The following is a 12,791-nucleotide window of genomic DNA, read 5'->3' as shown; positions in this document are numbered from 1 at the left end:
CCATGGCTTTGTTTGAGTATTTCCCCAACTATATCTGGAATCTGTCGGTTTCGATCGCGCTGGAAAGCGGCGGCAAGATTGGCGAAATCGTCGATATGTGCCAGCCGATCCGCGACGCGGCGGCGTCCGGTGCGGATGCGGGCACGCCCCAGTTCATGGCCCAGTGGGTCGCGATGGCCGAGCGGCTGATCGGCCTCGCTGATGAAGACATCGCCGCCGGGCGCGCTTTCTCCGCCTCCGACAAGATGGAGCGCGCGGCGCTCTATCTGTTCGTGGCCGAACGGATGCAGGGCCATGGCGCTCCGGGCCGCGAAGCAACCTATGCCAAGGCGCGCGACATCTTCGATCGCTCGACGGTACTGGGCAAGATCAACCGCGAGCGGGTGGAAATCCCGCTGGCGCAGGGCACCATGCCTGCGCTCTATACCCGTGCGCCCGGACCAGGGCCGCATCCGGTCGTCGTCTATTGCAATGGTCTCGATAGCTGCAAGGAACTGCTCTATTGGTCGAATTTGCCAGAAGCGCTGGCACGGCGCGGCATTTCGACGCTGAGCGTCGACCAGCCGGGCAGTGGCGAGGCGTTGCGCTTGCAGAATCTGCCGGTCGATCCGCATAGCGAAAATTGGGCGAGCAAGGCGGTCGACTGGCTGGAAACCCAGCCCGACGCCGATCCCAAGCGTATCGGCATGACCGGCATTTCGCTGGGCGGCCATTTCGCGCCGCGCGCTGTCGCCTATGAACCGCGCTTCACCAGCGGTGCCTGCTGGGGTGCCAATCATAATTGGGCCGAGGTGCAGCAAAAGCGGCTGAACCGCGAAGGCGAAAATCCCGTCCCCCATTATTGGGCGCATGTCATGTGGGCCTTCGGTGCCGACACCATGGAAGACTTCCTGGAAAAGGCGAAGGACATGAACCTGAATGGCGGCCATATGGATGGCGTGAAGGTGCCCTTCCTGGTCACCCATGGCGCGAAGGACCGGCAGATCAGCGTCGATTATGCGCAGGATTGCTATGACCAACTCGTCAATTCGCCACGTCGTGAACTCAAGCTGTTCACCGAGCGGGAAGGCGGGGTCGAACATGTCGGGGCCGACAATATGAGCTTTGGCTGCGACTATATCGCCGACTGGTTCGCCGACACGCTGGACGGCCACGCCGGCTAAGCGCGCGGATTATCGCAACATGATAAATGCGACGGCGGGCCATGATCCCGCCGTCGCCGATTTTTTTGCAGGGGAGTTGAGCAATGCGTCTGGCAACATTGAAGCGCGGCGGCCGTGACGGCACGCTGGTAGCGGTCAGCGACGATGGCGCGCGGGTCGCACCGGTCACAGGCTATGCCACGCTGCAGGCGGCGCTGGACGATTGGGACGCGGCGCAAGATGCACTGACCGCAGCCGCGCAGGATGCAGCGTCGGGCGAAGTGGTTGCACCCGCCGATTTCGCTGCGCCCCTGCCGCGTGCCTGGCAATGGCTGGACGGATCGGCCTTCACCAACCACGCCAAATTGATGGAAACGGCGTTCAACATGCCGCCGATCGAAACCGACCTGCCACTCATGTATCAGGGCATGAGCCACCAGTTTATCGCACCGACCGACGATGTGCCCTTGCCCAGCGAAGCGGACGGCATCGATTTCGAGGGCGAGTTTGGCGTCATCACCGATGACGTGCCGATGGGCTGCTGCGCCGCCGATGCGCTCGGCCATGTCCGGTTCGTTGTCCTGATCAACGACTGGTCGCTGCGCGCGATCGCTCCAGTGGAGATGAAGACCGGCTTTGGCTGGGTGCAGGCCAAGCCCGCCTGCAGCGTTGCGCCGTTCGCAGTGACGCCCGATGCCCTTGGCGATGCCTGGCGCGATGGCCGCGTCTGCTTGCCGCTGACGGTCGAGGTGGACGGGGAATGGTTCGGTCATCCCAATGGCGCGGCGATGGCCTATGGCTTTCACGAACTGATCGCCCACGCCGCCCGTTCGAGATCGCTGCCGGCCGGCACGATCATCGGCTCCGGCACCGTGTCCAATGCGGAGCATGAAACGGTCGGCTCCACCTGCCTGTCCGAACGCCGCGCGATCGAAATCATCGCCCATGGCGCCCCCAAAACCGCCTTCCTCCCCTTCGGCAGCCGCGTCGCGATGCGCGCAGGCGAGGGGGCATCACCCTTCGGCGTTATCGATCAGCGGGTGGTGGCGGGGTAATCAGCTGCCGTCGGAAATCAGTGTGCCGCCATCGACCACGATCGTCTGGCCGGTGGTGAAACCGCCTGCGTCGCTGGCCAAATAGAGCGTGGTCGCGGCGACTTCTTTGGGGGAGCCTGCGCGGCGGAGCGGGGTGAGGCCGAGGCGGCGTTCGGCGCGGTCGGGGCTGGAGAGGATCGCGCCCGCCCATTCGGTTTCGATAAGGCCCGGCGCGATGGCGTTGGCGCGGACGCCCGATGGTCCCCATTCGACCGCCAGATTACGCGCGAGCTGCGCCAGTGCCGCTTTGGTCATGCCATAATGGCCGAGCATCGCATTGCCGCGCAGGCCCGCGATGCTGGACAGCAGGACGATGCTGCCGCGTCGGCGCGTGGCCATGCGGGGGGCGATGAGCCCGGTGAGGCGGAGCGGGTGGAGGAGGTTGACCGCATAGAGCGTGTCGCGGTCGGACTCCGCCATGGCGTGCATCGGCGCTGGCGTTCCGGCGATGCCTGCATTGCACACCAAGATATCGATGCCGCCGGTTTGGGCTTCGGCCTGGTCCGCCAGGCGGGTGAGGGCGGCGGCGTCGCTGACATCGGTGGGCAGGGACAGGCCGCCCAGAGTCGCCGCGAGCGCGTCGCAGGCCGGGGCGTCGATATCGGCCAGTACCAGCCTGGCACCCGCGCCAGCGAACAGGCGGGCTATGGCGTGGCCGATGCCGCGCGTCGGGCCGGTGATAAGCGCTGTCTTGCCCTCCAGTCGGAAGGCCGCGAGTGGGTCAGAGGTCTGCAAGCACGGTCTCCACCAATTGGGTCAAGCTGCCGTCATGCTGGAAGCCGAGATCATCCGCGTAGCGGGTGGCGATCGGCGGATAGCTGCCAAAGGTGCGGCGGGTGGTGGCGTCCTCTTCGAAGGTCAATCGCTGTACGTCGCCGAAGCGGGCGAGCATATCGATGAGATCGCCGATCCTGACCTGCAAGGCCGGGAGGGTGACGGCGTCCTGCGCGGTCGCATCGCCCAGCGCGGCGGTGACCAGATTGGCGGCGCAGGCGCGGGCGGACAGGAGCCAGTTGGTCGCAACGGGGGCGACGGGGATGGCATAGGGCGTGCCCGCCTTTGCCGCGTGGAAGATGTCGCTGAGGAAGGCCGAGCCGAAGCCGCCAGCGGCTGCCGGGCGGGCGACGATGCCGGGCAGGCGCAGGGCCATGCCCTGGATCGCGCCGCGCCGGACGGCATCGGCGAAGGCGATTTCGACCATATATTTGTGCGCGCCATAGACGCTGGCCGGGGCTGGTGGGGTCGTATCGTCAACCTGTGTCGGCAATGTGCCGCCGAATACCGCGATCGACCCGGCGAGGATCAGGCGGCGGCCCGCCATCGCTTCGACAAGGGCCAGCGGCACGTCCAGATTGATCGCCCGCGATGCTTGCGGATCGCGTTCCGCTGCGCCGCCGGGAAGGGCGGCGAGGTGCAGCAGGACGTCGGTTTCCGGGCCGCATAGCGCGCGGACGATCGCCGGGTCGGTCAGGTCGCCGACGAGCGTCAGATAGGCGGACGGGCCGGTGAAAGCCCGATCCGCCAGCAGCAGATCCACATCGGGGCGGCGCTGGCGCAGTTGGCGGACCACCGCCTGGCCGACGAACCCGGCCGCCCCGGTGATGGCGATCCGCATTACCGCTGCAGATCTGGCTCGAACGTGCCGTCGATCAGGATGAAGGCGATGCGGCAATTGCTGTCCGAGCGGTTGGACCAGCCATGGTTGGTGCCGCGCTGAATGACGATGTCGCCCGCGCGGACGGTGGTTTCGCCTTCGTCCATGATCAAGACCAGTTCGCCTTCCAGCACGATACCATAATCGATGGTTTCGGTGCGGTGCATCAGGGCATGGCGGGTGGTTTCGCCGCTATGGGCGGAGGCGTCGCTGGCACCCACTTCGGCGAAATGGGCGCGGGCCTCTTCGGGCGACATGGTGCGGATGGTGTCGCCTTCGGGCGGGATGTCCAGCACGCGGATGCGGGTGCCGTTCTTGGGCGGGGCGAGCTTGATGCCGTCTTCGGCCGGTTCGCCCGACGCGGCGTCGATCGGCGCGGGGGTTGCCTGCGTATTCCAGATTTCGTGGAACATCGGTCCTGCCGGGCCGCCGACCTGCTGGACGCGCGGCGCAGCGCCATCTTCCTGGATGATGGCCAGCCCTTGGGCATTATGGCCGGTCACGACGCGGCGAACGGGGGTGGTCATGATGTTACTCCTTGAAGATTTGGCTGTGCTTGTCCGTAGCGCAGCAGGGCGATGCCTGCACCGATCGCTGCGGCTGCGCTGAAGAAAAGAAAGGTGCCTGCCATCCCGCCGAGCAGGCTGGACAAGGCGGTTGCCACGATCGGCGCGATGAACTGGGCCAGGAAGAAGGCGCCGGTCCATACACCCGTGCCGCGCCCGCGCGTGGCGGGCGGCAGTCGGCGCAATACCCACGCCAACATGGTCGGCAGCATCAGCCCGTTGCCGATGCAGATGACGACGGCGGACGCGACCGTCAGGGCGAAATCCGTGGATAGGGCGACGCCGACATAGCCGAGCGCCACCAGCGGCAAGCCCCAGGCGAGCAGGTGCGGCGCGGGCCGCGCCTTGACCCGACCGAACAGCAGCGAGCCGAGCATGACGCCGACATTGGCGGCGGCCCCGGCCACGCCGATCAGCGCGGGGGACGTTACGCCGGTCGCCTCGATCACCGGGCCGAGTTGCACGATGATCGTGTAGAAGAGCAGGCCGATGCCGAAGGTGATGGCGACAAGGCCACCGATACTCCGCAGCACCGATGGGTCGGGCAGTCCAGACCGCGCTTTGGCGACCTGATGCGGTTCGAACAGGATGATGGCGGCGGCTGCGGCTACCGGCAGGGCCAGCAGATACATCCAGAACGGCCCACGCGAGCCGAAGAGTTCGCCCAGCGCGCCGCCCATGGCGATCAGGGCGATGGCGCTGACGCTGGCGGTCGCGATCTGGATCGACACCCAGCGTTCGCGCCGTTCGCCTTCGAAATAATCGCCGACCATGGCGGTGGCGACGGTCATGATCACCGCTTCGGCCAATCCCAGCGCAACGCGCACGGCGAAGATGGCATAGAGGCTGTCGAGCAGGAGTGGGAGCAAGCCAAAGCCCGCATAGCCCAGCAGCGCGCCGATCAGCAGCCGCTTGCGCCCCAGTCGGTCGGACAGCCAGCCCGCGAGCGGCGAAAACAGCGCCACGCAGAGGGCGGGCACGGTCAGCGCCATCGGCACCAGCACCGCCGCGCCCGGCACGTCGGCAAATTCGCGCAGCAGCAAGGGCAGGACGGGGACCAGCGCGATGATCGCCATGGTCGGCATCACCGCCGCCAGCATGAGGATCACGCCATGGCGGGTTGTCGCTTCTCGCATCGGCCTTGCTCCTGCTTCGAGGTCAGATCGGCTGCGCGACGACGTCGAACATCTCCTGGGTCGCCTTGGCATTGTCGACCGGCGGGCCTTTGCCGATCTGGCCCATGCAGATGGCGATGCTGGAACGGACGATATAGGCGCAGCGCTCCAGCCGACGGTCATGATAGGCGCTCAAGGCCGCTTCGATATCGTCATGGGTGGCGAGTTCTTCGGCCAGCACCAGACTGTCCTCGATCGCCATGCCCGCGCCTTGGCCGAGATGCGGGGTGGTGGCGTGGACGGCATCGCCCAGCAGCGCGATCCGGCCCTTGTGCCAGGGCCCGTCGATCATCATCGCTTCGAGCGGGCGATAGACGACGCCTGCATCATCGACGATCTGTTCGGCCAGTTGCTGAATGAAGGGCGCGCAGCCGGTCATCTTCGAGCGCATCAGTGCCGCCTGCCCCTCGCGCGGGTAGCGCGGGTTGCCGGGTTCAGGGGTGGTCACATAGATATACATGAGGTCGTTGGAGATCGGCACCAGCCCGACGCCGGTGGGACCGTTATAGACGTGCAGCGCGTCGAGATCGGCCGGGCGGGGCAGATTGTAGCGCCAGACTGCCTGACCAGTAAATTCGGGGCGCGGAGCGTCGGGGAAGAGCATGGCGCGGGTCTGCGAATAGACGCCGTCGGCACCGATCACCAGGTCGTAGCGTTCCGACGAGCCGTTCGAGAAGCGGACGTCCACGCCTTCGCCATCGTCGTTCCATTCGGTCGCGGTGACGCCCAGCAGCACATGCGCGCCGCTGGCGATCGTGCGGTCGCCCAGCATCTTGTGCAGGGCAGGACGGCCGATGCCCATATTGGCGGGATAGCCATCGACCAGCCGGGGGGTGGGGACGCGCGCGACGCGGACGCCAGTGGGGGTGTAGATTTCGACCGCGTCGAAGCCGACGCCGGCCGAGACATATTCGTCGATGAGGCCAAGTTGCGACATGGCGCGGATGACGTTCGATTGCTGGATGATGCCGACGCCATAGACCGACCAGTCGGGATCACGTTCGATCACCGTGACAGCAAAGCCGCGCGCGCGCAGGGCGATGGCGGCGGTCAGGCCACCGATGCCGCCACCGATGACGAGGATATTACAGGCTTGCATGAAGTGCCTTTCAGAAACGGTCGAGATCATTGGCGATGGCGATCGGCCCGCGAAAATGCGTGCGGATCTGGGTGACATAGCTGCGGGTGCGCGCGGGATCGGGCGTGCCTGCGGCGAAATGGGTGACCACCAGCGACTTGACGCCTGCGCCAGCCGCGAGCCGCCCGACCGCGTCGGGGGTCAGATGATGGGTGGAGAGATGCTGTTCGAGCTGTTGCTTGGCGGGGGCCGGCATGTTCGGCGAGTTGCGGGCGACATTGGCCAGCGTACCGTCCATGTCGATCATCTCGCTGACCAGCAGGTCCGCGCCCTTGGCCAGCTTTTCGACCGCCGCGCTGGGGCCGGTGTCGCCGGTATAGACGATCGACCGGCCGGGCAGGTCGAAACGCAGCGAGAGCGACTGGTAGTTGCGATCCTCGACGCTGCCGGGGGCGAAGTCATAATGGCTGTTCTGCGCGGCGGTGACGGTCATGCCGTCGACCTTGATGCTCTCGCCATCGGTGAGTTCGATCACGTCCACGGTCTGCGCAGGGGGCGTCCAGGGCTTGCCGGGAATGCCATAGCCGACGCGGGCGGCGGGTTGCATCGAGGCGACCATGCCCGCGACCAGTTCGCGTGTGCCGGGTGGGCCATAGACGGTGAGCGGATCGTTGATATTGGTCTGGTTGCGCAGGCCAAGCACCGCCGACAGGCCGCCGGTATGATCGACATGCAGGTGGCTGAGGAACACCGACTTGACCGCTGGCAGGAGGATGCCTGCCCGCGCCAGTTGCTGCACCGTGCCGTCGCCCGCATCGACCAGATAGACGCGCCCGTCATGCGTCAGCGCATTGGCGGGCTGCGACCGGTCCCGGCTGGGGACCGGGCCGCCCATCGTGCCGAGCGTCACGAAGGCGTCTCCCCCGACCGCCGCTTGCTGCGCGAAGGCGGGAGAGGTCGCCATCAGTGCCGCAAGGGCCAGCCGGGAGAGACGCACGCGCATCAGAAGTCGAACCCGAGGCGGACGCCATAGGTGCGCGGCGGACGCAGGGTGCCGACCGGGAAGTCGAGGATCGGCCGGGTTCCCGCGCGGGCCAGGACTTCCTTGTCGGTGATGTTGTTGATGAAGCCGGTGATGTTCCAGCCACCGCGGCTGTCGAGCGTCAGGAAGGCATCCGCCATCACGAAGCCGTCCTGCTTTTCTTCCTCGCGATAGTTGGTGTTCATGTAGCGGCTGGATTCGATATTGGCGCGTGCGCCCGCAACCAGCGACAGCTCGTCCGACAGGGGGAAGGTCCGCTCATAGCCGACATTGATCGCCCATTTCGGCGCATTGGCGGTGGGCTTGCCCGAACAGTCGATGTCGTAGAAGCGCGCACCGTTGACGCCGGGATTGGCGAGGCGGCTGCCCAGCGTGGTGCAACCCGTCGTCACCGGCGCGCCGGTGGGCGAGAAGTTGGCGGTGACCAGCTCGTCATATTTGCCCTTGAGGAACTGGACGTTCAGGTTGAACAGGTCGTTGCGGCTGGGGGCGAAGCGGGCTTCGAATTCGGCACCGTAGATTTTCGACTTGCCCGCATTGACCGTGGTCGAACCTTGCGCGAACAGGCCGTTGCCGGTGGGCACGCCGCCGACGAAGGTGATCTGCTGATCCTTATAGTCCCAGTAGAAGGCTTCGAAGTTCAGCTGCAGCTTATTGTCGAAAAAGCGGTTCTTGGCACCGACCGTATAGGCGGTCAGCGTTTCGGGCGCGAAGGTGTTGTTTGGCGGCTGGGCGACGAAGAAACCGCCCGATTTGAAGCCAGTCGCGACATTGGCGTAGACGAGCGAGGCCGGGCCTGCGTCAAACTCCACGCCGGCCTTCCAGGTGAATTTCTCGAAGCTCAGGTCGCCGGTGAAGGGTGCGCTGAGCGGCGGATTGATCGGGCCGGGCAGGCCGCCCGCAGCGGTCGAGGTCAGCTGCCGCTTGTCTTCGCGGGTGTAGCGACCGCCAGCGACCAGGCGCAACGCATCGGTCACGTCGAAGGTCAGCTGACCGAAGGCGGCGACGCTTTCAGTATCGAGCCGAGGCGTGAAGCGGGTGGTCGAGATATTGCCCTGGCGGAAGAAGTTTTCGGTCTCCTGGTTTTCGCCGAAATAGAAGGCACCCAAGACATAGCGCAGTCGCTGATCTTCCTTCGACGACAAGCGGACTTCGAGCGACGCCTGCTCGGCGAGATCGGTGAAATCGCCGGCAAAGCCCGGCAGATAGGTGCGGAACTTCACGTCCGACTTACGGTAGGCGGGAATGACGGTCAGGGTGCCAAAGCCCATGTCGCCGACGATCGTTGCGCTGAGGCCGTAGAATTTATTGTCGAGGAAACCGTCGGAGCCTGCTTGCGCCACGCAGCCGCTGCGCACGAAGCCGCCAAAGCCACCGCAGAAGGGCGGGGCGAAGATGGTGGCGGCATAGCCTGCAATCGCGGCCTGGGCGCGCGGGTCGGACACGCTGACGCGATCATCAAGGTCCGGCACGGCGAAGGCGGCGCTGGGCAGCAGGACGGCACCGGCCCCCTTGCCATGCTGGCGATAATAGTCGGCGACCAGTGTCATCGACCACATATCGGATGGTTCGATCAGCAGCGAAGCGCGGACGGCTTCGCCCTTGTCGTCGTCATAGCCGTCCGAGATATAGCCGTCGCGATCGACGATCTGGCCAGCGACGCGCAGGGCGACGGTGTCGCCGATCGGCACGTTGAGCGCCAGAAAGCCCTTCTTGCTGTCGTAATTGCCATATTCGAACAGGCCTTCAGCCCCGAATTTGCCCAGTTCAGGCTTTTTCGGCAGCACGTTGATGGCGCCGCCGGTGGCGTTGCGGCCATAAAGCGTGCCCTGCGGTCCCTTGACCACTTCGACCCGCTCCAGATCGTAGAAGACGCCGGCAGGGGCCGTCGGGCGGCCGACATAGACGCCGTTGAAGTTGAAGGCGATGGCGTTTTCGGAAAAGCTGTTCTGCGAACTGGTGCCGACGCCGCGCAGGAAGAAGCTGGTGGTGCCGCCGGTCGGCTGGACGACCAGCGAGGGGACCAGCTTGCCGAGATTGGCGGTTTCGGTGATGCCCGACTTGGCGAGATCGTCACCGGTCACGGCCGATACGGCAAGCGCGGCGCGCTGCAGCGATTCCGTGCGGCGCTGGGCGGTGACGACGATGTCGGCGAGGCCGTCATTGGCGGGTTCGGCGCTGTCCTGCACGGCGACATCGGCCTGTTGGGCCGAGGCGCTCTGCGCGATGCCGAAAGTCAGGATGGCGGCAGTTCCAGCCAGAAGCAATGTTTTCATGATATCCTCCCATGCGGCGCGTCGTATCGGGCAGCGCCTTCGCATTGACCTGTGGCAAGTTCGGTAAAATTATCATAACGATTTGTTTCAATGCAGTTCCACAAATAGGATTGATGGATGCGGCTCGACCAATTTGATCTGAACTTGCTGATCGCCTTCGACGTGTTGATTCAGGAGCGCGGCGTGACGCGGGCGGCGGAGCGGCTGAACCTGACGCAATCGGCGATGAGCGCAGCGCTGAAACGGCTGCGCGAGGCTTTTTCCGACGACATATTGGTGCAGCATGGCAAGCGGATGGTGCCGACGCCGGGCGCGCTGTCGCTCGCGCCGCATGTCGCGGCGGCGGTGCTGAATCTGCGCGGCATCTTGGCGAGCGGGATGCATTTCGATCCGGCGCAGTCGCGGCGGCGGTTTCGGATCGTTGCGTCGGACTATATCACGACGGTGCTGCTCGGCCCGGCGCTGCGGTCTTTGCAGGCCGAAGCGCCGGGGGTGCAGATCGAGATCACGCTGCCGCGATCGGACATTTTGGAACGGCTGGACGATGGCGACATCGACCTGATCATCTCGCCGGAAAAATATCTCAGTCCCATACATCCGCGCGAACTGGTGTTCGAAGAGCGGCATGTGGTGGTGGGGTGCGCCAACAACCCGGTGCTGCACCAGCCGCTGGATGCCGACACCTTTTACAATAGCGGGCATATTGTGGTGAGCGTGTCGCGGGACGGGACGTTTATCGACGATGTGCTGCGCGATCAGGGGCGGCAGCGGCGGATCGAGATCATCTGCGCCGCCTTTACCCAAGTGCCCTGGATGCTGCCCGGCACGACGCGGCTGGCGTTGATGCATGAGCGGCTGGCGCGCGAACTGGCCCCGCAACTGTCGCTGATCTTGTGCGAGCCGCCCTTTCCGCTGCCCGCGATGCGCGAGATGATGCAGTTTCATAGCGCGCGGGCGGCCGACCGGGGTTTGTCCTGGTTGCGGGCGCGATTGATTGCGACGTCGGGGGGTGATGCGGGCCAGATCGTTGGTGCTGGCTGATCCTTCGCAAGAGAAGGATGTTGGCTCCCTGAGTAGAAAACAAATCTCTGTTATTGCTATCTTTATTGACAACATGTGCCTGATTTTCATAACCTTGTTGCCATCATGTTCATGGTGGCTAACCATAGTAGCAACTATGCAAGTTATGGTAGGGGTTATGAATGGCACGAAACAAGCTAACCGATAGCAGAGTGAAGGCGGCGGTCGCGCCAGGCGTTTACGGCGATGGTGACGGCTTATATCTGCGCGTACAGAAATCAGGCGGCAAGAGCTGGATATTCATCTGGCGTCGCTGTGGTGTCAGGCGGGAGATTGGGTTGGGCCGATATGGCGCGGGCGCTGGGCATGTGTCGCTCGCGATTGCGCGGGGGAAGGCTGATGAAGCGCGGTTAATCGTCGGGGCTGGCGGCGACCCGAAAGTAGAAATGGCCGAGCGGCAGGCAGCGAACCGGGCACCTACCTTCGGCGAAGTTGTGGCAGAATATATCGAGACCATGGCCCCCAAGTGGCGCGGAGCGAAGACGGTCGCGGCCTGGCAGAGGTTCGCCACGACTTACACCAAGGCGCTGAGCCAAATGCCGGTCGATCAGATTGTAACGGATGATGTTGTCCAAGTCCTGCGTACCCTTTGGCATAGCAAGCCGGAGACCGCGACGAAAGTGCGCGACCGCATACGTATGGTGCTGGATCACGCGAAGGCGCGCGGGCTACGGCAGGGCGATAACCCGGCGACTTGGAAAGGGCATCTCGACCAAATACTCCCAACACCGTCCAAGCTGAAGCGCGGGCATCATGCAGCGATGCCCTATGTAGACGTGCCAGCGTTAATAGCGAAGCTGCGGAACAGCGCTGCCGTGGGAGCGAGGGCGCTGGAATTCACCGTCCTGACTGCCGCGCGTTCCGGTGAAACGCGCGCGGCGACTTGGGACGAGATAGACACGGCCACGGCAACTTGGACTATCCCCGCACACAAGATGAAATCGGGGAAGGTTCATCGCGTGCCTCTTGGAGAACGCGCGGTTACGATATTGGCAGAAGCCAAGGCGCGGTCGGAGGGTGATCACGTCTTCCCTGGCCAGCGATCTGTCCGACCTCTATCGGACATGACATTATTGAAAGCGCTCCATGCAGCAGCAGGCGACGGCTTCACCGTACATGGTTTTCGGTCAAGTTTCCGCGATTGGGTTGGCGAGGCGACGACGTTTCAGCGCGAAGTCGCAGAGGCAGCGCTTGCCCATGCGGTCGGCGACGAGACAGAGCGGGCTTATCGTCGCGGCGACGCGCTAGAGAAGCGGCGCGAACTGATGAAGGCGTGGGAGGGCTTTCTGAATGGATAAGGATGCGATGGAACGCCGCTTGACAGCCATTTTAAAGAAAACAGAATCCGGCAAAAACCTTCCTTCCCCAGGTTGGTGGGTTGGCGACGTCGCAGCGGAGCGCCGCACTCGAGATGATATGGCAGCGGGCAGAGTCAGTTGGCGTGAGGCGTACCGGAATGCCAAAAACGGACTGGAAGCCCTTGGTGCGGACAATCTAGCTCTGGCTGAACTTTACACCCTTTCAGCAAACGATTTTTATATCATGGCGCTGGAAAGCCGCATTCGTCCCTCGGACTGGCAATATCTGACTAAATCGGCAAATGCGCGAGGCCGTCCAAAAAAAATGCATATTAAATCGCCGCGAGATTTTTCAACCGATTAATATGGTCCAAGTGGGCAACCGT

12 protein-coding genes are annotated in these 12,791 nt (G+C 64.3%); 5 read left to right on the top strand and 7 right to left on the bottom strand.

From position 1 onward, the window contains the following. The first annotated feature begins 2 nt into the window (after nucleotides 1-2). Both OVY48_RS22620 and OVY48_RS22615 read left to right on the top strand, forming a co-directional pair. Complete coding sequence (locus OVY48_RS22620; RefSeq protein ID WP_313924551.1) at nucleotides 3-1,163, top strand: alpha/beta hydrolase; 1,161 nt, start codon at nucleotides 3-5, stop codon at nucleotides 1,161-1,163. A gap of 83 nt (nucleotides 1,164-1,246) precedes the next feature. After that, nucleotides 1,247-2,197, top strand: a complete 951-nt coding sequence (locus OVY48_RS22615; RefSeq protein ID WP_313924550.1) for a fumarylacetoacetate hydrolase family protein — start codon at nucleotides 1,247-1,249, stop codon at nucleotides 2,195-2,197. Here the strand turns inward: OVY48_RS22615 and OVY48_RS22610 are convergent, their stop codons facing one another. Genes OVY48_RS22610 through OVY48_RS22580 form a run of 7 tightly spaced genes read right to left on the bottom strand, consistent with a single transcriptional unit; the run spans nucleotide 2,198 to nucleotide 10,027 of the window. Beyond that, the gene (locus tag OVY48_RS22610) at nucleotides 2,198-2,971 is read right to left on the bottom strand and encodes a glucose 1-dehydrogenase (protein WP_313924549.1); all 774 of its coding nucleotides are present in this window, start codon (nucleotides 2,969-2,971) and stop codon (nucleotides 2,198-2,200) included. Further along, nucleotides 2,958-3,851, bottom strand: coding sequence for an NAD-dependent epimerase/dehydratase family protein (locus OVY48_RS22605; protein WP_313924548.1), 894 nt, complete (start codon nucleotides 3,849-3,851; stop codon nucleotides 2,958-2,960). The genes OVY48_RS22610 and OVY48_RS22605 overlap by 14 nt, the downstream gene beginning before the upstream one ends. After that, nucleotides 3,851-4,417, bottom strand: coding sequence for a cupin domain-containing protein (locus OVY48_RS22600; protein ID WP_037475330.1), 567 nt, complete (start codon nucleotides 4,415-4,417; stop codon nucleotides 3,851-3,853). The genes OVY48_RS22605 and OVY48_RS22600 overlap by 1 nt, the downstream gene beginning before the upstream one ends. Then, a complete protein-coding gene (locus OVY48_RS22595) occupies nucleotides 4,414-5,592 on the bottom strand; it encodes an MFS transporter (protein ID WP_313924547.1) in 1,179 nt (392 codons plus the stop codon). Before OVY48_RS22595 ends, OVY48_RS22600 begins: the two co-directional genes overlap by 4 nt. A 22-nt stretch (nucleotides 5,593-5,614) precedes the next feature. Then, a complete protein-coding gene (locus OVY48_RS22590; RefSeq protein WP_313924546.1) occupies nucleotides 5,615-6,730 on the bottom strand; it encodes an FAD-dependent oxidoreductase in 1,116 nt (371 codons plus the stop codon). Between the two features lie 10 nt (nucleotides 6,731-6,740). Beyond that, nucleotides 6,741-7,673 (bottom strand): MBL fold metallo-hydrolase, encoded by a 933-nt coding sequence (locus OVY48_RS22585; protein WP_313924545.1) that lies wholly within the window; start codon nucleotides 7,671-7,673, stop codon nucleotides 6,741-6,743. Between the two features lie 38 nt (nucleotides 7,674-7,711). Beyond that, a complete protein-coding gene (locus OVY48_RS22580) occupies nucleotides 7,712-10,027 on the bottom strand; it encodes a TonB-dependent receptor (protein ID WP_313924544.1) in 2,316 nt (771 codons plus the stop codon). Between the two features lie 117 nt (nucleotides 10,028-10,144). Here OVY48_RS22580 and OVY48_RS22575 point away from each other — a divergent pair, with 117 nt between their 5' ends. The 3 genes from OVY48_RS22575 (at nucleotide 10,145) to OVY48_RS22565 (ending at nucleotide 12,769) form a co-directional block, all read left to right on the top strand. Continuing rightward, nucleotides 10,145-11,068: a LysR family transcriptional regulator gene (locus OVY48_RS22575; RefSeq protein ID WP_313924543.1), complete on the top strand. Its 924-nt coding sequence runs from the start codon at nucleotides 10,145-10,147 to the stop codon at nucleotides 11,066-11,068. A 161-nt stretch (nucleotides 11,069-11,229) separates the two neighbouring features. Continuing rightward, nucleotides 11,230-12,405: a phage integrase central domain-containing protein gene (locus OVY48_RS22570; RefSeq protein ID WP_313924542.1), complete on the top strand. Its 1,176-nt coding sequence runs from the start codon at nucleotides 11,230-11,232 to the stop codon at nucleotides 12,403-12,405. Further along, on the top strand, nucleotides 12,398-12,769 hold the full coding sequence (locus OVY48_RS22565; protein WP_313924541.1) for a hypothetical protein: 372 nt from the start codon (nucleotides 12,398-12,400) through the stop codon (nucleotides 12,767-12,769). The genes OVY48_RS22570 and OVY48_RS22565 overlap by 8 nt, the downstream gene beginning before the upstream one ends. Nucleotides 12,770-12,791 lie beyond the last annotated feature (22 nt).

The sequence above is a fragment of the Sphingobium sp. SA2 genome (assembly GCF_032227065.1).
Lineage (GTDB): Bacteria > Pseudomonadota > Alphaproteobacteria > Sphingomonadales > Sphingomonadaceae > Sphingobium.
This window is presented reverse-complemented; position numbering and strand designations above follow the sequence as displayed.